This is a genomic window from Telluria sp. ZB4P36 (genome assembly GCF_059685865.1).
Genome location: NZ_JCASIE010000005.1, coordinates 63,097 through 85,831, shown reverse-complemented (window position 1 = coordinate 85,831; position 22,735 = coordinate 63,097). Strand labels below are relative to the sequence as shown.

At 67.2% G+C, this 22,735-nt stretch carries 20 protein-coding genes; 13 read left to right on the top strand and 7 right to left on the bottom strand.

Features of this window, described 5'->3' with window-relative positions:
* The first annotated feature begins 12 nt into the window (after nucleotides 1-12).
* The 11 genes from purD (at nucleotide 13) to AC56LK_RS09625 (ending at nucleotide 10,857) form a co-directional block, all read left to right on the top strand.
* Nucleotides 13-1,278 carry a phosphoribosylamine--glycine ligase gene (gene purD, locus AC56LK_RS09675; protein WP_497184343.1) on the top strand — a complete coding sequence of 422 codons (1,266 nt, stop codon included), beginning with the start codon at nucleotides 13-15 and terminating at the stop codon, nucleotides 1,276-1,278.
* A 119-nt stretch (nucleotides 1,279-1,397) separates the two neighbouring features.
* A complete protein-coding gene (gene hemF / locus AC56LK_RS09670) occupies nucleotides 1,398-2,309 on the top strand; it encodes an oxygen-dependent coproporphyrinogen oxidase (protein ID WP_497184342.1) in 912 nt (303 codons plus the stop codon).
* Nucleotides 2,306-2,965: a nicotinate (nicotinamide) nucleotide adenylyltransferase gene (gene nadD / locus AC56LK_RS09665; protein WP_497184341.1), complete on the top strand. Its 660-nt coding sequence runs from the start codon at nucleotides 2,306-2,308 to the stop codon at nucleotides 2,963-2,965. Before hemF ends, nadD begins: the two co-directional genes overlap by 4 nt.
* A complete protein-coding gene (gene rsfS / locus AC56LK_RS09660; protein WP_497184340.1) occupies nucleotides 2,965-3,669 on the top strand; it encodes a ribosome silencing factor in 705 nt (234 codons plus the stop codon). The genes nadD and rsfS overlap by 1 nt, the downstream gene beginning before the upstream one ends.
* A gap of 7 nt (nucleotides 3,670-3,676) precedes the next feature.
* A complete protein-coding gene (rlmH, locus tag AC56LK_RS09655) occupies nucleotides 3,677-4,147 on the top strand; it encodes a 23S rRNA (pseudouridine(1915)-N(3))-methyltransferase RlmH (RefSeq protein ID WP_436104462.1) in 471 nt (156 codons plus the stop codon).
* Between the two features lie 12 nt (nucleotides 4,148-4,159).
* Complete coding sequence (locus AC56LK_RS09650) at nucleotides 4,160-4,777, top strand: Maf family protein (RefSeq protein ID WP_497184339.1); 618 nt, start codon at nucleotides 4,160-4,162, stop codon at nucleotides 4,775-4,777.
* Nucleotides 4,778-4,855: 78 nt separating this feature from the next.
* Nucleotides 4,856-6,328, top strand: a complete 1,473-nt coding sequence (gene rng, locus AC56LK_RS09645) for a ribonuclease G (RefSeq protein ID WP_436104460.1) — start codon at nucleotides 4,856-4,858, stop codon at nucleotides 6,326-6,328.
* Between the two features lie 219 nt (nucleotides 6,329-6,547).
* Nucleotides 6,548-7,315, top strand: a complete 768-nt coding sequence (locus AC56LK_RS09640) for a sensor histidine kinase (RefSeq protein ID WP_497184338.1) — start codon at nucleotides 6,548-6,550, stop codon at nucleotides 7,313-7,315.
* A gap of 74 nt (nucleotides 7,316-7,389) precedes the next feature.
* Entirely contained in the window at nucleotides 7,390-7,794 is a 405-nt protein-coding gene (locus tag AC56LK_RS09635; protein ID WP_497184337.1) for a hypothetical protein, read from the top strand.
* A 24-nt stretch (nucleotides 7,795-7,818) separates the two neighbouring features.
* The gene (locus AC56LK_RS09630; protein ID WP_497184336.1) at nucleotides 7,819-9,279 is read left to right on the top strand and encodes a DUF7125 family protein; all 1,461 of its coding nucleotides are present in this window, start codon (nucleotides 7,819-7,821) and stop codon (nucleotides 9,277-9,279) included.
* Between the two features lie 75 nt (nucleotides 9,280-9,354).
* The gene (locus AC56LK_RS09625) at nucleotides 9,355-10,857 is read left to right on the top strand and encodes a CYTH and CHAD domain-containing protein (RefSeq protein WP_497184335.1); all 1,503 of its coding nucleotides are present in this window, start codon (nucleotides 9,355-9,357) and stop codon (nucleotides 10,855-10,857) included.
* A gap of 12 nt (nucleotides 10,858-10,869) precedes the next feature.
* Here the strand turns inward: AC56LK_RS09625 and AC56LK_RS09620 are convergent, their stop codons facing one another.
* The 7 genes from AC56LK_RS09620 to AC56LK_RS09590 form a co-directional block, all read right to left on the bottom strand.
* Entirely contained in the window at nucleotides 10,870-11,676 is an 807-nt protein-coding gene (locus AC56LK_RS09620; RefSeq protein WP_497184334.1) for an ABC transporter substrate-binding protein, read from the bottom strand.
* 16 nt (nucleotides 11,677-11,692) lie between these two features.
* Nucleotides 11,693-12,346 carry an energy-coupling factor ABC transporter ATP-binding protein gene (locus AC56LK_RS09615; protein ID WP_497184333.1) on the bottom strand — a complete coding sequence of 218 codons (654 nt, stop codon included), beginning with the start codon at nucleotides 12,344-12,346 and terminating at the stop codon, nucleotides 11,693-11,695.
* Nucleotides 12,343-13,050, bottom strand: a complete 708-nt coding sequence (locus tag AC56LK_RS09610) for an ABC transporter permease (RefSeq protein ID WP_497184332.1) — start codon at nucleotides 13,048-13,050, stop codon at nucleotides 12,343-12,345. Before AC56LK_RS09610 ends, AC56LK_RS09615 begins: the two co-directional genes overlap by 4 nt.
* Complete coding sequence (locus AC56LK_RS09605) at nucleotides 13,047-13,916, bottom strand: formate dehydrogenase accessory sulfurtransferase FdhD (RefSeq protein WP_497184331.1); 870 nt, start codon at nucleotides 13,914-13,916, stop codon at nucleotides 13,047-13,049. The genes AC56LK_RS09610 and AC56LK_RS09605 overlap by 4 nt, the downstream gene beginning before the upstream one ends.
* On the bottom strand, nucleotides 13,913-16,714 hold the full coding sequence (gene fdhF, locus AC56LK_RS09600; RefSeq protein ID WP_497184330.1) for a formate dehydrogenase subunit alpha: 2,802 nt from the start codon (nucleotides 16,712-16,714) through the stop codon (nucleotides 13,913-13,915). The genes AC56LK_RS09605 and fdhF overlap by 4 nt, the downstream gene beginning before the upstream one ends.
* Nucleotides 16,711-18,414 carry an NAD(P)H-dependent oxidoreductase subunit E gene (locus AC56LK_RS09595; protein WP_497184329.1) on the bottom strand — a complete coding sequence of 568 codons (1,704 nt, stop codon included), beginning with the start codon at nucleotides 18,412-18,414 and terminating at the stop codon, nucleotides 16,711-16,713. Before AC56LK_RS09595 ends, fdhF begins: the two co-directional genes overlap by 4 nt.
* 81 nt (nucleotides 18,415-18,495) lie before the next feature.
* Nucleotides 18,496-20,136: an OFA family MFS transporter gene (locus AC56LK_RS09590; RefSeq protein ID WP_497184328.1), complete on the bottom strand. Its 1,641-nt coding sequence runs from the start codon at nucleotides 20,134-20,136 to the stop codon at nucleotides 18,496-18,498.
* Between the two features lie 118 nt (nucleotides 20,137-20,254).
* Between AC56LK_RS09590 and AC56LK_RS09585 the strand changes: the two genes are divergently transcribed.
* The gene (locus AC56LK_RS09585; RefSeq protein ID WP_497184327.1) at nucleotides 20,255-21,334 is read left to right on the top strand and encodes a substrate-binding domain-containing protein; all 1,080 of its coding nucleotides are present in this window, start codon (nucleotides 20,255-20,257) and stop codon (nucleotides 21,332-21,334) included.
* Entirely contained in the window at nucleotides 21,331-22,731 is a 1,401-nt protein-coding gene (locus AC56LK_RS09580) for a class I adenylate-forming enzyme family protein (RefSeq protein ID WP_497184326.1), read from the top strand. Before AC56LK_RS09585 ends, AC56LK_RS09580 begins: the two co-directional genes overlap by 4 nt.
* The last annotated feature ends 4 nt before the right edge of the window (nucleotides 22,732-22,735 follow it).

Genomic DNA, 22,735 nt, shown 5'->3' with positions numbered 1-22,735 from the left:
CAGAAGGCACGTATGAAAATCCTCGTAGTCGGCTCTGGCGGCCGTGAACACGCCCTGTCCTGGAAACTGGCCCAATCGGAGCGCGTCCAGACCGTCTTCGTCGCCCCGGGCAACGGCGGCACCGCGCTCGATGCGCGCCTGGTGAACCTCGAGATCACCGACCCCGCGGCGCTGGCCGACTTCGTGGTGGCGGAAAACATCGCCCTGACCCTGGTGGGTCCGGAAGCGCCGCTGGCCGCCGGCATCGTCAACCTGTTCCGCGCGCGCGGCCTGAAGATCTTCGGACCGACGAAGGAAGCGGCGCAGCTGGAAAGCTCGAAGGACTTCGCCAAGGCCTTCATGGAGCGCCACGGCATCCCGACCGCGAAGTACCAGAGCTTCTCCGATGCCGCGCAAGCCCACGCCTACGTGGACGCGAACGGCGCCCCGATCGTCATCAAGGCCGACGGCCTGGCCGCCGGCAAGGGCGTGGTGGTGGCGATGTCGCTGGACGAGGCCCATGCTGCGGTCGACCACATGCTGTCGGATAACGCCTTCGGCGACGCCGGCGCGCGCATCGTGATCGAGGAATTCCTGGCCGGCGAGGAAGCCAGCTTCATCGTCATGTGCGACGGCAAGAGCGTGCTGCCGCTGGCCACCAGCCAGGACCACAAGCGCCTGAAGGACGCCGACGAAGGCCCGAACACCGGCGGCATGGGCGCCTACTCGCCTGCCCCGATCGTGACCCCGTCGATGCACGCGCGCGTGATGCGCGAGATCATCAACCCGACCATCCAGGGCATGGCGAAGGACGGCATCGTCTTCACCGGCTTCCTGTATGCCGGCCTGATGATCGACGGCGAGGGCAACCCGCGCACCTTGGAATTCAACTGCCGCATGGGCGATCCGGAAACCCAGCCGATCATGGCGCGCCTGAAGAGCGATTTCCTGACGGTGCTGGAGCACGCGTGCAACGGCACGCTGGACGCGGTCGAACTGGAATGGGACCGCCGCACCGCGGTCGGCGTCGTGATGGCCGCCGCCGGCTACCCGGACAGCCCGCGCAAGGGCGACATCATCGACGGCATCCCGGCCGAGACGCCGGAATGCGTCACCTTCCACGCGGGCACCCAGCTGGTGGGCGGCAGCCTGCAGACCAACGGCGGGCGTGTGCTGTGCGTCGTCGGCCTGGGCGACAGCGTGAAGATGGCGCAGAAGCAGGCGTATGAGACCGTCGAGAAGATCCACTTCAACGGCGCGCAGTACCGTCGTGATATTGGGTGGCGTGGGGTGAAGTAAGCTTCGCGCCAGGCTTGCTTGACTGGTCCCGGTCTTCGCCGGGGCCCACCACAATAATAAGTACACCGCTGAATGCAGGTGTACAATCCACCCATTTTTCGACCGCTCACCCCACACGCATGACCACCCCCGACCCATCCGCCATCAAGACCTGGCTGCTCGACCTGCAGTCCCGCATCGTGCAGGCGCTGGAAGCGGTCGACGGCAAACCCTTCCTGGTTGATACCTGGGAGCGGCCGGAAGGCGGTGGCGGCATCTCGCGGCTGATCGAGGAAGGCAATGTGTTCGAGCGCGGCGGCGTGAACTTCTCGCACGTGACCGGTTCCAGCCTGCCGCCGTCAGCCATGGCCGCGCGTCCGGAACTGGCGGGCCGTGCATGGGAAGCGATGGGTGTGTCGCTGGTGCTGCACCCGCGGAATCCCTACGTCCCGACCGTGCACATGAACGTGCGCTTCTTCGAAGCCACCGCCGAAGGAAAAGAGCCGGTCTGGTGGTTCGGCGGCGGCATGGACCTGACGCCGTATTACGGCAACCAGGACGACGCGCGCCACTTCCACCAGGTCTGCCACGACGCCCTGGCGCCCTATGGCGAGGACCTGCACCCGCGCTTCAAGAAGTGGTGCGACGAGTACTTCTACCTGAAGCACCGCAAGGAGCCGCGCGGCGTGGGCGGCATCTTCTTCGACGACTTCAACGAAACCGGCTTCGACGCTTCCTTCGCGATGGTGAAGCAGGTCGGCAACGGCTTCCTCGATGCCTACCTGCCGATCGTGAAGGCGCGCAAGGACCTGCCCTACGGCGAGCGCGAACGCGACTTCCAGGCTTACCGCCGCGGGCGCTACGTCGAGTTCAACCTGGTGTGGGACCGCGGCACCCTGTTCGGCCTGCAGTCGGGCGGCCGCACCGAAGCGATCCTGATGTCGATGCCGCCGGTCGTGAAATGGCGCTACGACTGGCACCCGGAACCGGGCAGCCCTGAAGCGGCGCTGTATGCCGACTTCCTCGTCCACCGGGACTGGCTGGCATTGTGAGCCAGTGTATTGCCCTGCTGGGTGGCAGCTTCGACCCGGTGCACCACGGCCACGTCGCGCTGGCTGCGCTGTTTGCCGAACTGCTCCAGCCGGACCAGCTGCGCATTTTGCCTGCACGGCCATGGCAGAAGAGCAGCCTGCAGGCCAGCGACGCCCAGCGCGTGGCCATGCTCGAACTGGCGTTTTCCGGGCAGCCGTTCGAGGTCACGATCGACCTGCGGGAGATTGAACGCGGCAGCGCGACCTATACGGTCGAGACCCTGCGCGGACTGCGCGCCGAACTCGGCGACGCCGCCTCGATCGTGTTCCTGATGGGCGCCGACCAGCTGCAAAAGCTCGACACCTGGCGCGACTGGCAGGAACTGTTCGCGCTGGCCAACCTGGGCGTGGCTGCGCGCCCGGGGTATGCCCTGGACCAGGACAAGCTGCCGCCCGCAGTGGCGCTGGAACTCGCAGGACGGCTCGCAACCCCGGCGGAAGTGCGCGCCGCAGCCTTCGGCAAGGTATGCCTTGCACATACGTTGGCGGTTGATATTTCCGCCACTCAAGTCCGAAACGCCCTTGGCACAGGCAAGGACACCGGTACTGACATTGGCGCGCTCCTTCCGCCGCAAGTGCTAGACTATATTCAACAACACAACTTATATAAAAGCTAATGGATATCAAGAAACTGCAAACGCTCGTCGTCGACGCCCTCGAGGATGTCAAGGGCCAGGAAATCGTCCTGTTCGACACGACGCACCTGACCAGCCTGTTCGACCGCATCGCGGTCGTCTCGGGCACCTCGAACCGCCAGACCAAGGCGCTGGCCGCTTCGGTGCGCGACAAGGTCAAGGCAGCAGGCGGCGACGTGATCGGCCTCGAAGGCGAAGACACCGGCGAATGGGTGCTGGTCGACCTCGGCGACATGATCGTGCACATCATGCAGCCGGCCATCCGCCAGTACTACCGCCTGGAAGAAATCTGGGGCGACAAGCCGGTCAAGCTGGGCGCGGCCAAGCGCAAGTCGACGCCGGAAGCGGCGGAAGCGGCCGAGTCGAAGGTCAAGTCCAAGCACCTGGCCGCCAACAAGGACGAGCCGGAAGCCAAGCCGATCAACGAGCGCAAGCCGGCGGCCAAGCGAGCTTCGACAGTGTCGAAGACGAGCGCGGCGGCTGGTAAGTCCACCGCCGCCAAGAAGCCGGCCGCCAAGAAGGTCCCGACCGGCAAGACCGTGAAAGTGGCGCCGAGCAAGAGCGAAGTCGCCGCCGTCGAAGCGACCAAGGCCAAGCCGCCGAAGCGCACCCCGAAGGCAGCAGCTCCAGCCGATGCCGAACCGGTGAAAAAAGTGATCCGCCGCGTGAAGAAGGCCGCCGAGTAAGCTTTTTATGCAGCTGATCATCGCCGCAGTCGGGCACAAGATGCCGGCCTGGATCGAGGCCGGCTTCGGCGAGTACACGAAGCGCATGCCTCCCGAGCTGCGCATCGTGCTCAAGGAAATCAAGCCGGTCGAGCGCTCCGGCAGCAAGACCGCCGCCACCGCCATGGCGCTCGAGCGCGAACGCATCGAAGCCGTGCTGCCGAAGGGCGTGCGCATCATCGCCCTCGACGAGCGCGGCAAGGACCTGACCAGCGTCGGCCTGTCGCAGATGCTGGAAAGCTGGCAGCAGGACGGGCGCGACACCGCCTTCCTGATCGGCGGCGCCGATGGGCTCGATCCCGGGCTGAAGGCGCGCGCCGAGGGCCTGATCCGCATCTCCAGCATGACGCTGCCGCACGGAATCGTGCGCGTCATGCTGGCGGAACAGTTGTACCGTGCCTGGTCGATTACCCAGAACCATCCGTACCACCGCGTCTGAAGCACGCTGCCAATGAAACTCACCGACAAGAAAATCTATCTCGCTTCGAAGAGCCCGCGGCGCCGCGAACTGCTGCGCCAGGTCGGCGTGGAGTTCGAACTGCTGATGCTGCGCAGCGATCCGGCGCGCGGTTCCGACGTCAGCGAAGACGTGCTGCCGGGCGAGGATCCGCAGACCTATGTGGCCCGGGTGGCAAAGGAAAAAGGCGCCTTTGCCTGGAACATGCTGCAGATGCGGCGCCAGCCGCTGCGCCCCATCCTCACCGCCGACACCACCGTCACCGTCGACGGCGAGATCCTCGGCAAGCCGGCCGACAATGCGGAAGCCGTCGCGATGCTCGAGCGCCTGTCCGGGCGCACCCACCAGGTGCTGACCTCGGTGGCGATCCATGCCGAGCGCGTGGCGGACCAGATCACCCAGGTGTCGAACGTGCGCTTCGCCGCCCTCACCCCGGCCCAGATCAGGGCCTACTGCGCCACACCGGAACCCTACGACAAGGCCGGCGGCTACGGCATCCAGGGCCTGGCGGCGCTGTTCGTCGAGCATATCGAAGGCAGCCATTCCGGCATCATGGGCCTGCCGCTGTTCGAGACGGCACAGCTTCTCCGCAAGGCCGGTTATCCCGTCTAGCGTTCACCCGGCCCGCATGTGCCGACGTGGCACCCCACCGTGTATGATGTCGCTCTGAACAATACTGCACGGCCGGCCATGAACGAAGACATCCTCATCAACATCACCCCGCAGGAAACGCGCGTGGCGCTGGTCCTGCAGGGCGCTGTGCAGGAACTGCACATCGAGCGCACCCTCACGCGCGGGTTGGCGGGGAACGTCTATCTCGGCAAGGTCGTGCGCGTCCTGCCCGGCATGCAGTCGGCCTTCATCGACATCGGCCTGGAGCGTGCAGCCTTCCTGCACGTGGCCGACATCTGGGAAGCGCGCAGCCACGAAGGCGGCAACGCTGCCTCGGCTCCGCCGACGCCGATCGAAAAGCTGCTGTTCGACGGCCAGGTGCTGACCGTGCAGGTCATCAAGGACCCGATCGGCACCAAGGGTGCGCGCCTGTCGACCCAGATCTCGATCGCCGGCCGCATGCTGGTCTACCTGCCCCAGGACCAGCACATCGGCATCTCGCAGAAGATCGAGAAGGAAGCCGACCGCGAACACCTGCGCACCCGCCTGCAGAACCTGCTGCCCAAGGAAGAAAAAGGCGGCTACATCGTGCGCACCCAGGCCGAGGAAGCCTCGGACGCCGACCTCGCGGCCGACGTCGACTACCTGCGCAAGACCTGGGCCGCCATCGTCCAGGGCGCCCGCACCCGGCCGCCGACCTCCCTGCTCTACCAGGACCTGAACCTGGCCCAGCGCGTGCTGCGCGACTTCGTGCACGACGAGACCGCGACCATCCAGGTGGACTCGCGCGAGAACTACAATATGCTGGTCGAGTTCGCGCAGGTCTACACCCCGAGCGTGCTGTCGCGCCTGACGCACTACACCGGCGAGCGCCCGCTCTTCGACCTGTACGGCGTCGAGGAAGAGATCCTGCGCGCACTGGGCCGCCGCGTCGACCTGAAGAGCGGCGGCTACCTGATCGTCGACCAGACCGAGGCGATGACGACCATCGACGTCAACACCGGCGGCTATGTCGGCGGGCGCAACTTCGCCGACACCATCTTCAAGACCAACCTGGAAGCGGCCCACGCCATCGCGCGCCAGCTGCGCCTGCGCAACCTGGGCGGCATCATCATCCTCGACTTCATCGACATGGAGAACAACGAGCACCGCAACGCCGTGCTCGCGGAACTCAAGAAGACCCTGGCACGCGACCGCACCAAGGTCTCGGTGAGCGGCTTCTCGGCCCTCGGCCTGGTCGAAATGACGCGCAAGCGCACGCGCGAATCGCTGGCCCACATCCTGTGCGAGCCCTGCCCGGCCTGCAGCGGCAAGGGACAAGTGAAAACCTCGCGCACGATCTGCTACGAGATCCTGCGCGAGCTGCTGCGCGAAGCCAAGCAGTTCAATCCGCGCGAATTCCGCATCGTCGCCTCGCAGGAAGTCATCGACCTGTTCCTGGAAGAGGAATCGCAGCACCTCGCGATGCTGGGCGACTTCATCGGCAAGCGCATCTCGCTGCAGGTGGAGAAGGGTTATCACCAGGAACAGTACGACGTGATCCTCATGTAGCCGACGCCGCCCGCTTCGGATTCTGCTTGACTTGCGGTGGTATCGAATTTAACTTTGAGTTACTAACGACCTCTTCCGGCAATCCGCCGTTTTGCGGTAAATCAACCTGCTGACGATATGCATGCACATCCTCCAGGCCGCAGCAGCAAGACAACGGGCCAGCACCAGCTTACCCCTCCCGACTCCCGCAGTCCGTCCACGGATGAGGACGCCGCAGTCTTGCGTGAACGCATGCAGGACCAGATGCTGGTCAACCAGGCCTTGGCCGTCAGGGTATTCGCCTACGCGCGCGCCACCGAGGCGCTGCGCGATACCGAACGCCAGTTGCATGAGCTGCTTGCCCATCAGCGTGCGGCGCGCGAAGCCGAGCGACAGCGCATCGCGCGCGAACTCCATGATTCCTTGGCGCAAAACCTGCTGGCGCTTCGCCTCGACATCGCCGCCCTGCGTCAGGGCACCGGCATGCGCCGTCATCGCCTGCGCGAGCGCTTCGGCGCCGTGCTCGACAACCTCGATCTCACGCTGTCTTCGGTCAAGCAGCTGCTCGGTGAGCTGCAGCCTGCCGGTATCGAGCTGGGTCTGCAAGCGGCCATCGAAATCGAGGTGGACAAGTTCAGACGCGCCAGCGGCATTGCCTGCGTCCTCCATGGCGATGTGCCGGATGAGCCGACGCCGTCCGAGGCGACGGTGCTGACTGCCCACCGCGTGCTGCAGGAAAGCCTCGACAATGTGACCCGTCATTCGCGGGCGAGCCAGGTCATCGTCAGGCTGGCCAGTACCGATGGCGTGCTCTCGATGGCGGTCGTCGATAACGGCATCGGTTTCGACCCGGAGGCACCGTACAGGTCGGGATATGGCCTGTTCGGCTTGCAGGAGCGGGTCAACGCCGCCGGCGGCACGCTGGAGGTATGCAGCATCCCTGCCCGGGGCACCGTAATCCGCCTGTCGCTGCCCCTGGCCGCCCCTGAGGGCCCCGCGATCGGATAGAATCGGCATCTGATCGACCAAACCGACTACGGTCGCGCGATTTGCCGGCGCCCTGCTGCGAAAGCGCGAACACCATGCCCATACAGACCGAACTGCTCGCAACGATTCTTGCGCGGCTCAGGCCGGACTCGAGTCCTGCCGATGCCGCCACTGCCGCCGGCATCTGGCGCGTCCTGTTCGACCGCTTCGGTCCGCTGATCGGGCCACTCAGTACCGGCCTGCTGTTCGAACGCACCATGATCCTGAATGCGGGAGCCTTTCCGTGGCTGGAACAGGCCATGAGCGCCGAATCCGACGCCGGTGCCCTGGACGCCTTCGTGCGCGTCCTGCGCGAACGGCCGGCGGCCGACATCGAGGCCGCCAATTGCGCCATGCTGAAAACTTACACGGACGAACTGGCCGGCCTGATCGGCGCCAGCCTGGCCAGCCGCCTGCTGCAAACAGCCTTCGGGCCGGACTGCGTCCACAACAATACCTGAGCAAATATCCTGGAGAATGTGGCAATGACCGACAAACTTGACCTGAGCACGCTTGCCACCGGCGTACCGGGACTCGACACCATCCTTGGGGGCGGCCTGCCGGAACTGTCGTTCAATATCATCGGCGGTGCGCCCGGCAGCGGAAAGACCACGTTCGCCCAACAAATCATGTTCAGCCTGGCCGGTCCAGGGAGCAAGGCGCTGTTCTTCACGGCGATGGGCGAGCCACCGGTCAAGATGCTGCGCTACCAGCAGCAATTCAGCTTCTTCGACCTCGACAAGGTGGGCGACTCCGTCAACTTCATCACCCTCGCGCCCCAGGTCGAGGAAGGCAACTACGATGCGGTGATGGCCCAGATCCAGGAGGAAGTGCGTACGCACAAGCCGGCCCTGGTCTTCATCGATTCCTTCCGTTCCTTCATCGAAGGCGCGCGCGGCGACCAGCGCGAGATCTCGGCGCTGCAGGCTTTCGTGCAGCAACTGGCGGCCCACATGAGCACCTGGAAAGCCACCAGCTTCCTGATCGGCGAGTACACCACCAGCGACGCCGACCGCAACCCGATCTTCACTGTGGCGGACGGCATCTTCTGGCTCAGCCAGCAGCTGGAGCGCAGTGCGATGTCGCGCAAGATCCAGGTGGTGAAGATCCGCGGCCAGAAGCAGCGTCCCGGCCTGCACGCCTTCCGCATCGAACGCGGCGGGATCTCCGTGTTCCCGCGCATGATGCCCGTGGTCGAGCCAACCGGCGACGCTCCGGCTGCGCGCCTGCCGCGGCTCTCCAGCGGTGTTCCTGTCCTCGACGACATGCTTGGCGGAGGCATCCCGGCAGGCTATTCGGTGCTGCTGACCGGGCCGACAGGGTCGGGCAAGACCATCCTCGCCACCGAATTCCTGGCTGCCGGCGCAGCGCGCGGCGAGCACGGCATCGTGGCCCTGTTCGAGCGGGGCCCGCACCAGATGATGAACCTGAAGCTGGACGGCCTGGTGCGCTCGGGCCAGGTCAGCGTCATGCATGTGCGCGAGCTCGACCTGTCGATCGACGAACTGCTGTATGAACTTCTGGCAAAGATCGATGCGACCGGGGCCACCCGCGTCGTGCTGGACTCACTGACCGGCTTCGAGCTGGCCATCGCGCTCGAATACCGCGATGACTTCCGCGACGCGCTGTACCGGCTTACCACGGTGCTGCGTACCAAGGGCATCACCGTGGTCATGACCAGCGAAGTGCAGGACCGCTATGACAGCCTTCAGCTCGGCAACAACGGCAGTGGCGTGCTGGTGGATGCCATCGTCCTGCAGCGCTACGTCGAGGCAAACAGCGCAATGCACACGGTCATTTCGGTGGTCAAGGTGCGCGGCTCACGCCACAGCAGGGAATTCCGCAGCTTCGACATCACGGACGATATCGTCGTGATCGGAGAAGAACCTGTTCCCTTCGACGGGATACTGCACGGAGCGGCCCGAATGCGCACCCCGGCCGGTTGACCGCATGTCAGCTGCGCGCTCGATTTCCGGGCTGGACCGTATGATGGCCTGGAACCAGGCATTCAGGGAACATCGATGGAAACCGGACTCACACTGCAGATCGCCGCAGCGGACGTGGCGCGCATGCGCGAGCATCCCCTGCTCGCGAACCCGCCCGCCGCATCGCGCCGCGAGTACGAACTGAGCGAGACGTATTACGACACCCCGGCGCTGGACCTGTGGCGCGCCGGCCTGAGCCTGCGGGTGCGGCGCGAGGGCGATGCCTGGATCCAGGTCGTCAAGGCGGCGACGGACGCATGGCCCACGCCGCACGCGCGGGGCGAATGGGAATCCCGGCTCGACGGCCCGCAACCGAACCCGGCGGACCTGGCGCGGCAGATCAAACCGCAGCGGCTCAGCGAAGTCTTGCGCTCGCCGGCAATCACCGGGCAGTTGCAACCGGTATTCACCAGCACCAGCCTGCGCACGGCCTGGGACGTCGTCCTTCCAGGCGGGCAACTAATCGAGTGCGCGATCGACAGCGGGAGCATCGATGCCAACGACCGCAGCGTCGACATCGGGGAGCTCGAACTGGACCTCAAGCGCGGCAACCCGACACAGCTGTTCGCGCTGGCGCTGGCCCTGCATCAGGACATTCCGCTGGAAGTCGCGAACGCCAGCCGGGCGGCGCGCGGCTATGCCCTGCTGCAAGATACGGCGCCGGTCCCGTTCAAGGCCAGGCGGGTACGGCTTTCCCGCAAGATGCGCATGGAGGACGCGCTGCAGTGCATGGGCCTGAACTGCATGGCGCAGATCGAATCCAATGTCGCCGGCGTGCTGCTGCAAAGTACGGAAAGCCTGCACCAGATGCGGGTCGGCCTGCGCCGCCTGCGCGCGCTGCTTGCCATGTTCCGCGACCTGGCGCCGCTGCCACCCGATCTGCAGGAAGGTCTCGACTGGCTGTCCGGCGAACTGGGCGCCACCCGGGACTGGGACGTGCTGGCCGATACCACGCTGCCCGCGATCGGCGGCATCCACACCGGGGCCCTGCAGGCGGCGGCGAAGGAGCAGGCCCGCATCCTGCACCGGAACATGCTGCCCACGCTGCACTCGCCGCGCACCACCCGGCTCATGCTGCAGATGAACGGCTGGCTGCGCGGCCGCCAATGGCGTCCCGCCTCCGGACTGCCAAAGGACGATCCGCTGGCCCAGCCAGCGCTGGACGGCCTGGTGCCGCTCATCCGCAAGGCGCAAAAACGCCTGCGCAAGCGCATCAAGGCGCTCGACGAGAACGATGCGCCGGCCCGGCACCGGGTGCGCATCGCGGCCAAGAAGGCCCGCTATGCGGCTGAATTCTTCCGTGACCTGCTGCCGAAAAAAGAGGTCAGGGCCACCATCAAGTGCCTGTCGACGCTGCAGGACCGGCTCGGCCACCTGAACGACCTGGCGGTGGCGGGCAGGCTGCTGCCGGTGCTCGAGAACAGCGGGCATGCGCACGACGGCGGCTATGCGCGCGGATGGGTCGGCGGACAGGCGCAGGCCGCCGCCCACGGGCTGCGCGATGCGCTCGGCAAGCTCGCACGACTGAAGCTGGCGTGAGCGACAGCCCGATCAGCGTGCCGCCGTGGGGAAGAACAGCTGCTCGCCTTCCGGCCTGAAGGCCGCGATCCTCGCCTGTCCTTCAGGAGAGGTGATCCAGTCGATCAGCTGCTTCGCGCCCTTGTAGTTCACGCCCTTGTGCTTCGCCGGATTGACGGCGATGATCCCGTAGGGGTTGAACATGCGCTTGTCGCCTTCGACCAGCACCGCCAGGCCGGTCTTGGCGCGGTAGGCACCGTAGGTGGCGCGGTCGGTCAGCGTGTAGGCGCGCATTTCGGCCGCCATGTTCAGCACCTCGCCCATGCCCAGGCCCGCCGACACGTAGCTGGCGCCGGCCGGTTTGGTTCCCGCCTGCTGCCAGTAGGCCTTCTCCATCACGTCGGTGCCGGAATTGTCGCCGCGCGAGATGAACCTGTTGCCGCTCGCGGCGATCTTCTGGAAGGCCGCGATCACGTCCTTGTTGCCCTTGACCCCGGCCGGGTCGCCGGCAGGGCCGACCACGATGAAATCGTTGTACATCACGTCACGGCGGTCGATGCCCCAGCCCTCCGCGACGAACTTGTCTTCGAGAGCGCGCGCATGCACCAGGGTCACGTCGACGTCACCGTTCTTGCCCAGTTCGAGGGCCTTGCCGGTGCCGACCGAGATCACATGGACCTTGGTCCCCGTCTTTGCCTCGAAGGCCGGCAACAGTACCTTGAGCAGGCCCGAGTTCTCGGTGCTGGTGGTGGTGGACAGGCGAATCACTTCCTGCGCCTGCGCCAGCGGCGCGGCCAGGATGGCACTCAACAGCAGGGTGCTGAACGTACGACGTTGCATGGTTTTCTCCTTGTGGTCAGCGGACTTCGAGGCGCCCATCGCGCAGCTTCAGGCGCTGGATGCCGGGCAGCCCGATCAGGTCGCGGTCGTGGCAGGCCATCACCACGCTGCTGCCCCGGTCGAGCAAAGTGGGAATCAGTGCCATCACCTGCTCGCGCGCCGGGCCGTCGAGGTTGGCCGTGGGTTCGTCGAGCAGCAGCAGGCGCGGCTGCAGTACGCGGGCGCGCGCCAGCGCCACGCGCTGCTTCTCGCCGCCCGACAGGCGCGCCGGATCGGTATCGCGCAGATGCGCCACGCCGGCCCAGGCCATCGCTTCCTCGACCAGCGGCTCCGCGCCGCGCCGGCTGTCGCCGCGCGCCAGCAGGCCGTAGGCGATGTTGTGGAAGACGCTGGTCGAGAACATGATCGGGTGCTGGTGCACGAAGACGATGGCGCGGCGCAGCGCCGATGGATACGGATGCAGGGGCATGCTGCGCCCGTCGAATTCGACCGTGCAGGCCTCGCAGCGTTCCAGGCCGGCGAGGGTGCGCAGCAGGGTCGACTTGCCGGCGCCGTTCACGCCGGTCAGCACGTAGGCCCTGGCCGCCTCGATGGTCAAGGTGTCGATCTCGAACAGGGTGCGCTCGCCGTGGTGCTTGCGCAGGCCATGCACCGTCAGTAGCGTGTTCACCAGCGTCCTCCCGCCGTATGCGCTTCGCCCTGCAGCAGCACCAGCGCGCCGTTCATCAGCAGCGCCAGCGACACCAGCACGATGCCCAGCGCGATGCCCTGCGCGAACTCGCCCTTGCTGGTTTCCAGCGCGATCGCGGTGGTGATGGTGCGGGTCTGGCCTTCGATATTCCCGCCCACCATCAGCGCGCAGCCGACTTCCGAGATCACGCGGCCGAAGCCGCTGATCACGGCCGCCATCACGCCGTAGCGCGCCTCGTGCAATACGGTGGCCATCACGCGCAGCCTTGATGCGCCGTGGGCGACGGCGGTTTCGGCATAGCGCGGGTCGGCCGCCTGCACCGCCGCCAGCGTGAAGGCCAGCAGTACCGGCAGGCCGATCACCATCTGGCCGAGGATCACGCCCTCCTGGGTGAACAGCCACTCCAGCCCGCCCATCGGGCCGCGCCGCGACAGCAGCAGGTAGAGCAGCAGGCCGATCAGCACGGTCGGCAGCGAGAGCGCGGCCTGGGCCAGCCAGATGGCGATGCGGCGTCCGGGGAAGCGGTGCATGGCGATGACGTAGCCAAGGAAGATCGCCGGCGGCGCCGCCAGCAGCAGTCCGAGGATGCTGGTCTTGAGCGACACCCAGACGATGCGCCACAGCGCCCCGTCACCGCTGAACAGCAGCGCGAAGGCGTGCGTCGTTGCGTCCAGCACGGTCAAGCCATCCGCGGTGCGTTCAGGGGTTCCAGCAGTCCGGGCTCGAACACCAGGCGCTCATGCCCGGCCAGCAGCAGGAAGTGCTTGCCCGAGCAGCGCGCCAGCAGCGACATGCCGACCTTTTCCGCCACCATGTGGCCCATCTGGGTGGTGCCGGAACGCGACAGCAGGAAGGGGATGCCCATCTGGGCACCCTTGATGACCATTTCGGAGGTCAGGCGGCCGGTGGTGTAGAACAGCTTGTCCCCGCCCACCAGGCCGTCGAGCCACATCAGGCCGGCGATCGCGTCCACCGCGTTGTGGCGGCCGACGTCTTCCACGAAATACAGCAGCTCCCCGTCGTGCGAGAACAGCGCGCAGCCATGTACCGAGCCGGCCTGCTTGTAGATCGACTGCTGGGTGCGGATGGTCTCGACGATGCGGTAGACGACCGACTGCGCCAGGCGCGCGTCGGCAGGCAGCACGATCCGGTCCACCTCGTCCATCAGTCCGCCGAACACCGAGCCCTGCCCGCAGCCGGTGGTGACGACCTTCTTCGCGGTGCGCTCCTCCACGTCCGCAATCCCGTTGCGGGTGACGACCGCCACCGCATCGACCGCCCAGTCGACCTGGATCGAGACGATGTCCTCGATCGTACGCACCAGACGCTGGTTGCGCAGGTAGCCGAGGGTCAGCGCCTCGGGCGCGCCGCCCAGGGTCATCAGGGTGACGATCTCGCGCTTGTCCACGTAGACGGTCAGCGGGCGCTCGGCCGGGATCGCGATGCCCGATGCGCGGCCACGCTCGTCCAGCGCGCGCACCTCGTGGGTGAGGAGTGCGCGCGCATCGGACAGGACCGGACGGTAGCGTGGCAGGTCGGGACAGTTCATGTTGCCAATTGTGCCATGCCGGCCAGGATTTGGCCGCCACCGTAGCTTCCCTGCGGTGCGGGCTCCCCGCCCGGCGTGACTTTGATGGCGCAATACTTGAATTCCGGAATCTTGCCGAAGGGGTCGAGCGCCGCATTGGTCAGGCGGTTGATCGCCGCTTCGTAGTAACAGAAGGGCACGAAGATCGCCCCCACCGGCGAGCTGTCGTCGGCGCGCGCATACAGCACCACTTCACCGCGGCGCGAGGCGATGGTGATGGCCTGGCCGGGCTGGATGCCCATGCGTTCGAGGTCGAGCGGATGCACCAGCGCGACCGGATCGGGCTCGATCGCGTCCAGCACGGTGGCGCGCCGCGTCATGCTGCCGGTATGCCAGTGTTCGAGCTGGCGGCCCGTGATCAGGACCATCGGGTAGTCGGCATCGGGACGCTCGTCGGCCGGGATGATGTCGGCCGGGACGAAGCGCGCCTTGCCGCCCTCGCGCGGGAACAGCTCGGTGAACACCACCGGCTGGCCCTGGTCGCCTTCGTTCATGCAGGGATAGACCACCGCGCCCTCGCGCTCCAGGCGCTCCCAGGTGATGCCGCCGATGCTCGCCATGGTGCGGCGCATCTCGTCGAACACCTCCGACACGTGAGCGTAGTTCCACGGCAGGCCGAGCTGCCTGGCCATCTGCTGGATGATCCACAGGTCCTGCTTCGCTTCGCCCGGCGGATCGATCGCCTGGCGGCCCAGCTGGACCAGGCGGTCGGTATTGGTGAACGTGCCGGTCTTTTCCGGGAAGGCGGAGGCAGGCAGGATGACGTCGGCCAGGTAGGCGGTCTCGGTCAGGAAGATGTCCTGCACCACCAGGTGCTCCAGCGCGGCCAGCGCGGCGCGCGCGTGGTTGGCGTCGGGGTCGGACATGGCCGGGTTCTCGCCCATGATGTACATGCCGCGCACCTGGCCGGCATCGATGGCGTCCATGATCTCGACCACCGTCAGGCCCGGTTTCGGGTCGAGGGCGGCGCCCCAGGCGGCTTCGAATTTCGCGCGTGCGGCCGGGTTGTCGACGCGCTGGTAGTCCGGCAGCATCATCGGGATCAGGCCGGCGTCGGACGCGCCCTGCACATTGTTCTGGCCGCGCAGCGGATGCAGGCCGGTGCCCGGACGGCCGATCTGGCCCGTCATCAGGGACAGCGCGATCAGGCAGCGCGCGTTGTCGGTGCCGTGCACGTGCTGCGACACGCCCATGCCCCACAGGATCATCGAGCCCTTCGAGGTGGCATACAGGCGCGCCACGTAGCGGATGGTCTCGGCGTCGATGCCGCAGATCGGCGCCATCGCTTCCGGACTGTACTCGGCGACGTTCTTTTCCAGGTCTTCGTAGCCGATGGTGCGGCTGGCCACGAAAGCGGCATCGACCAGGCCTTCGGTGACGATCACGTGCATCATGGCGTTGAGCAGCGCGACGTCGGTATCGGGTTTGAACTGCAGGTAGCGGTGCGCGTGGCGCGCCAGTTCCGAGCGGCGCGGGTCGAGCACGACCAGCTTGGCCCCGGCCTTGACCGCGTTCTTGATCCAGGTGGCGGCGACCGGATGGTTGACGGTCGGGTTGGCGCCGATGATCACGATCACCTCGGCGCGCGTCACGTCCATCACCGGGTTCGACACCGCGCCCGAGCCGATTCCCTCCAGCAGGGCCGACACCGAGGATGCATGGCACAGGCGGGTGCAGTGGTCGACGTTGTTGGTGCCGAAGCCGGTGCGCACCAGCTTCTGGAACAGGTAGGCTTCCTCATTGCTGCCCTTGGCCGAGCCGAAGCCGGCCAGGGCCGCGCCGCCGTGGGTATCGCGGATCGCGGCAAGCTTGCCGCCGCCCAGCGCCAGCGCTTCTTCCCAGCTCGCTTCGCGGAAGACCTCGAGCACGCGCGTCGGGTCCATCGTGAAGTCGCCGGTCTTGGGCATGCCTGCGCGGCGGATCAGCGGCTTGGTCAGGCGGTGCGGGTGGTGCGCGTAGTCGAAGCCGTAACGGCCCTTGACGCACAGGCGGCCCTGGTTGGCCGGGCCGTCGCGGCCCTCCACATACAGGATTTTATTGTCCTTCACGTTGTAGGTCAGCTGGCAGCCCACGCCGCAGTAGGGGCAGACCGAATCGACCTGCTTGTCGGGAATGTGCAGCGCCACCTCGCGCGCCGGCATCAGGGCGCCGGTCGGGCAGGCCTGCACGCACTCGCCGCAGGCTACGCAGGTGGATGCGCCCATCGGGTCGTCCTGGTCGAACACGATCTTGGTCTCCTGGCCGCGGAAGGCCAGGCCGATCACGTCGTTGACCTGCTCGTCGCGGCAGGCGCGCACGCAGCGCGTGCACTGGATGCAGGCATCCAGGTTGACGGTGATCGCCGCATGGGAGACGTCGCGCTGCGGCTGGCGGCGCGTGGCCGCGAAGCGCGGCTTGCCGACGCCGAGCTTCCCGGCCCACAGGTCGACTTCGTTCCTGCGCGTGTACTCGGCTTCCGGCATGTCGGCCTGCAGCAGTTCCAGCACCATCTTCTGGGCCGCGACGGCGCGCGGGCTGTCGGTACGGACCTTCATGCCGGCGCTCGGATGGCGGCAGCAGGATGGCGCCAGCACACGCTCGCCGTCGATCTCGACCATGCAGGAGCGGCAGTTGCCGACCGACGCCAATCCTTCCTTGTAGCACAGGCGCGGCACCTCGATGCCTTCGCGCGCGGCGACCTCAATCAGGCTTTCATGCGCCAGCGCGTGGACTGTGCGGCCATTGAGTTCGAATGAAACGGTAGGGATGGAAGCGTTCATGATTGCACCAACTCCTGCGGGAAGTATTTGATGACGCAGTCGATCGGATTCGGCGCCGCCTGGCCCAGGCCGCAGATCGAGGCGTCGCGCATCACCTGCGACAGCTCGCCCAGCAGGCCGGTGTCCCATTGCGGCTGGCGGATCAGGTCGAGCGCCTTGGCCGTGCCGTTGCGGCAGGGCGTGCACTGGCCGCAGGACTCGTCCCTGAAGAAGGTCAGGGTGTTGCGGGCAGCCGCCACCGCGCTGTCGCGATCCGACAGCACCACCACCGCGGCCGAGCCGATGAAGCAGCCGTAGGGCTGCAGGGTGTCGAAGTCGAGCGGGATGTCGCCCATGCTGGCCGGCAGGATGCCGCCCGAGGCGCCGCCCGGCAGATAGGCATAGAAATCTTGGCCGTCCTGCATGCCGCCGCAGTATTCCTCGATGAGTTCCTTGATCGTGATGCCGGCCGGGGCCAGCTTCACGCCCGGATCGCGCACCCGGCCCGAGACCGAGAAGGAACGCAGGCCGCGGCGGCCGTTGCGTCCGTGTCCGGCGAACCAGTCGCCGCCGCGCTCGAGGATCTCGCGCACCCAGTGCAGCGATTCGAAATTGTGTTCCAGCGTCGGACGCCCGAACAGGCCGACCTGGGCCACGTAGGGCGGACGCAGGCGCGGCATGCCGCGCTTGCCTTCGATCGATTCGATCATCGCGGACTCTTCGCCGCAGATGTAGGCGCCGGCGCCGCGGCGCAGGTGAATCGGCGGCATGTTCGGCATCGGCGGGTCGGCCCGCAGCCTGTCCAGCTCGGCTTCGAGCATGGCGCGGCAGCCGTGGTATTCATCGCGCAGGTAGATGTAGATGGCCTCGATGCCGACCGCCCAGGCGGCGATCAGTGCGCCTTCCAGGAAGCGGTGCGGGTCGCGTTCGAGGTAGACCCGGTCCTTGAAGGTGCCGGGCTCGCCTTCGTCGATGTTAATCGCCATCAGGCGCGGGCCGGCCTCGGCACGCACGATGCGCCATTTGCGGCCCAGCGGGAAACCGGCGCCGCCGAGGCCGCGCAGGCCCGAGGTTTCCAGCGTGGCGATGACCTGCTCGACCTCGTGGCGGCCGGCGACGCAGTTGCGCAGCAGCGCATAGCCGCCGTCGCGGCGATAGTCAGCATAGCCGGTGTAGCCGGTGAGCGCATCGCGCGTCTCGCCGGCGCTGACCTTGCCCAGCACCTGTTCGGCGCTTGCATGCGGTACCGGGCATTGGCCGACCACCGCCACCGGCGCCTGTTCGCAGCGCCCCACGCAGGGCGCTTCGAGCACCCTCAGCTCGCGCCCCAGCAGCGCCGGCAGCCGGTCGAGCAGTTCGCGGGCGCCCGCCATCTCGCAGGACAGGCCGGCGCACACGCGCACCGTCAGCGCGGCGGGCGCGGCCTCGCCCTCTTTGACCACGTCGAAGTGGTGGTAGAAGCTGGCGACCTCGTAGACCTCGGCCTGGGCCAGGCGCATCTCCTGCGCCAGCGCGGCCAGGTGGCTGCTGGCCAGGCAGCCGTAGCGGTCCTGGATCTTGTGCAGGTGCTCGATCAGCAGGTCGCGCTGGCGCGACTCCTGGCCCAGCAGCGCCTGCACCTCGGCCAGCGCCTGCGGATCGACGCGGCGGCCCTTGGGGGCTTCGCGCTTGCGCTGGCGGCTGGCGCCAACGACGGCAATCGGGATGACGGGATGGTTCATGTGTGGTGACCCGGAAAAATCAGTGGGGATGATCGCATGGTACTGCAAGCCCAGGCGGCATGGCCGCCTGGGCCGGCGTGCTTACTGGAACAGCACGACCGCCTTCTGCAGCGTGATCCACACGCCGATCAGCAGCGGGATACCTACCGCGGCCCAGGCGAAGGTGGCCAGGGCCGGGTTGCTCGGAGCGACCGCGACCGCGCCGCCCCGCATGCCGGACGAGGAGGCGCTGATGTCGCGTTCCTGCGCCAGCTTCTTCTCGGCTGCCAGCTCCGCATCGGTCATGAAGTGCTTGTCGGCCAGCGGGCGGATCATCGCGTTCAGCACGATGCCGACGACGATCAGGCCGGCCAGCACGTACATGGTGACGTCATAGGCCTGCGCCTTCGGTACGCCGTTGGCGATCTGGTATTCGCGGATGTAGTTGATCAGGATCGGGCCGAGCACCCCGGCGGCGGCCCAGGCGGTCAGCAGGCGTCCGTGGATCGCGCCGACCATCTGGGTGCCGAACAGGTCGGCCAGGTAGGCAGGCACGGTCGCGAAGCCGCCGCCGTACATCGACAGGATGATGCAGATGAAGGCGACGAACAGGGCCAGCTGGCCGCTGTGCGCCATCGACGGGATGGAGGCGTACAGGAAGAAGCCGAGGATCAGGAACACGAAATAGGTCGCCTTGCGGCCGATGTAGTCGGAGCACGAGGCCCAGGCGAAGCGGCCGCCGATGTTGAACAGCGAGAGCAGGCCGGTGAAGCCGGCGGCGATCGCCGCGATCTGGCCCTTCTGCCCCGCGTCGAGATCGTTGAAACCGGCGTCGACGCCGATCAGGCGTCCGCCGAATACTTCCTGCAGCAGCGGCGAGGCCATGCCCAGGATGCCGATGCCGGCCGAGACGTTCAGGAACAGCACGCCCCAGATCAGCCAGAACTGCGGAATGCCCCATACGCGGCTGGCGTGCACGTGGCGCGCGGTGATCATGGTGTTGGCGGACTTGGCCGGCGGGGTCCAGCCTTCCGGCTTCCAGCCGGTGGCGGGCACGCGGTAGGTCATCGCGCCGGCGACCATGAAGACGAAATAGATCGCTGCCAGGGCCAGGAAGGTTTCCCACACGCCGACCGAGGTCGGGGTGGCGAAGTACTTCATCAGCTTGTCGGCCAGCGGGGCGCCGATCATGGCGCCGCCGCCGAAACCCATGATGGCCATGCCGGTCGCCATGCCGCGGCGGTCGGGGAACCACTTGATCAGGGTCGACACGGGCGAGATGTAGCCGAGGCCCAGGCCGATGCCGCCGATGACGCCGGAGCCGAGCCACATCAGCCAGATCTGGTGGGTGTAGATGCCCACGCTTGAGATCACCAGGCCGCCGCACCAGCACAGTGCCGACACCAGGCCGGCCTTGCGCGGCCCGGCGTGTTCGAGCCAGCCGCCGAAGAGCCAGGCGGCCAGGCCGAGGAAGACGAAGAACAGGGTGTACATCCAGCCCAGCATCGAGATCTTCCAGTCGCAGGTGGTAGCGAACACCTGCGCCATGAAGCCCATCTCGGCTGGGCAGGCGATCGATTCGCCGATGCCCAGCGCTTTCGACAGCGGCAGCCAGAACACCGAGAAGCCATAGGCCATGCCGATGCACAAGTGGATCGCGAGCGCCGCCGGCGGAACCAACCAGCGGTTGAAACCAGGTCCTGCGATGGTGTGTTCCTTGTCCAGAAAACGTAGTCCAGCCATGTCCCCTCCAGTGAGTTGATTAAATATGCTTTTTAAAGCATATTGTTTCGTCAAATTTTATTATTTCGGCGAGATTAACATGGTGCTTTTTGCTAAGAAATAGGCTATTTTTAGCATAATGCTCAATATCCTTATCCGCCCACACTGGGAAATCAGCCTGAATGGCGCGCGCCCGCTCGACACCGCCGACCTGCTTGGCCTGCTGCTGGCAATCCAGGACACGGGCTCGATCGCCCAGGCTGCGAAAACGGTCAAGCTGTCCTACCGCTATGCCTGGGGCCTGCTGCGCGCGGCCGAGGAACTGTTCGGCCAACAGCTACTGGAGACCGGGCGCGGGCGCGGCACCACGCTCACGCCGCTGGCGCAAAAACTGGTATGGGCCGACCGCCGCATCGCCGCGCGCCTGTCGCCCACGTTGCAAACCCTGGCCTCCGAACTGGAAGTGGAACTGGCGCGCATCACCGGCGTCGCGCTGCGTCCGCTGCGGCTCGATGCCAGCCACGGTTTCGCGGTGGCGGCGCTGATGAGTTGTGTCGACCGCGATGCCCTGCCCCTCGATTCGCGCTACCGCACCAGCACCGATGCGGTGACGGCGCTGGCGCGGCGCGAATGCGACCTGGCCGGCTTCCACGTCCCGATCGGGCGCTTCCAGGCGCCGACCGCCGCCTGGTACCTGCGCTGGCTCGACCCGGAGCAGCATTGCCTGGTGCGGGTGGCGGGACGCGAGCAGGGCCTGATCGCGGCCCGCGGCAATCCGCTCGGCCTGCATGCGCTGGCCGACCTGGCGCGCCCCGGCGTGCGCTTCGTGAACCGCCAGGCCGGCTCCGGCACCCGCATGCTGCTCGAGATGATGCTGGCCGCCGACGGCCCGCCGCCCGACGCCATCCAGGGCTTCAACAGCGCCGAGTTCACCCATTCCGCGGTGGCGGCCTATATCGCCAGCGGCATGGCCGACGCCGGCTTCGGCATGCGCGCGGCCAGCGCCCAGTTCAAGCTCGATTTCACGCCGCTGGTGAAGGAGGTCTACTATTTCGCCGTGCGCCGCGAGGCCCTCGAGGAGCCCGCCATGCGCCAGCTGCTGGAGCTGATGCGCACTCCCGCGTACCACAAGCTGGTGGACGCCCTGCCCGGCTACGACGCACGCGGCACCGGCGAGCTGGTGTCGATCGCGGACGCCTTTTCGCTGCAGACCCCATGATCGATCCCTCCCGCCTTCCCGCGCGTATCAGCGACATCGTCCTCCACCATCCGTCCGGCGCCCCCGCCCTGGTCGAAGGGGGCCGCGTGTGGACCTACGGCGAACTGCGCCGCGAGATCGCGCGCCACGCGGGCCGGCTGCGCGAGCTGGGCGTGCGCCCCGGCGACCGCGTCATGCTGGCCAGCGAAAACTGCGTGGCGCAGGTGGCCCTGATCTTCGCGATCGCCAGCATCGACGCCTGGAGCGTGACCGTCAACGCGCGCCTGAGCGAAGGCGAACTGGCGGCGATCCGCGTCCATTGCGGCGCGCGCTGCGTGCTCGGCGCCACCGGCGAGGGCGTGCGCGTGCGCGTGGGGCCGCTTGACGCAAGCGCCGTGGCGGAACCGCCGGGGCCAGCCGGCGCACAGGTCGCGGCGCTGGTGTACACCACCGGCACCACCGGCCAGCCCAAGGGCGTGATGCTGACCCATGCGAACCTGCTGTTCGTCGCCGCCACCTCGAGCGCCCTGCGCGGCCTTGCGCCATCGGACCACGCCAGCGGCGTGCTGCCGATCTCGCACGTCTACGGCTTGAGCTCGGTCATGCTCGGCACGCTGTACGCGGGCGCCTGCCTGCACCTGATGCCGCGTTTCTCCGCCGAGGCGCTGCTGGCGCAGATCCGCGCCGGCGTGCTCACCATCGTGCAGGGTGTCCCGGCCATGTATGCGCGCCTGCTGGCGCTCGCCGGCGGCGAGACGCTCGCCTCGCGCCTGCGCTTCTGCTACGCCGGCGGTTCGCCGCTCGACCCGCTGCTCAAGCGCGAAGTCGAGCGCGTGTTCGGGCTGCCCCTGCACAACGGCTACGGCCTGACCGAGAGCGGCCCGACCGTGTCCCAGACCCGCCTGGACGCGCCGCGCGCCGACACCTCGGTGGGCCACCCCATCCCCGGCGTCGAGCTGCGCATCGTGGAAGCGACCGGCGAGCTGTGGGTGCGCGGCCCCAACGTGATGGCGGGCTATTACCGCGACCCGGTCCAGACGGCCGCCGCGCTGCATCCCGGCGGCTGGCTCGCCACCGGCGACATCGCCAGGCTGGGCGCGGACGGCGCGCTCTTCATCGCCGGACGCCTGAAGGAACTGATCATCCGTTCGGGCTTCAACGTCTATCCGCTGGAAGTGGAGACGGCGCTCAACAGCCATCCGGCCGTGCTGCAGTCGGCGGTGGTCGGCCGCCCCGTGGCGGATGGCGAGGAAGAAGTGGTGGCCTTCGTGGAGGCCGCGGGCGAAGTGGATGCGGCGGCGCTGCAGGACTGGCTGGGGGCGCGCCTGGCGCCGTATAAACGGCCGTCGCGCATCGTGTTCATGGATGCGCTGCCCGCCGCACCGAGCGGGAAGATACTGAAGAGCCGCCTGCCGTAAGGAC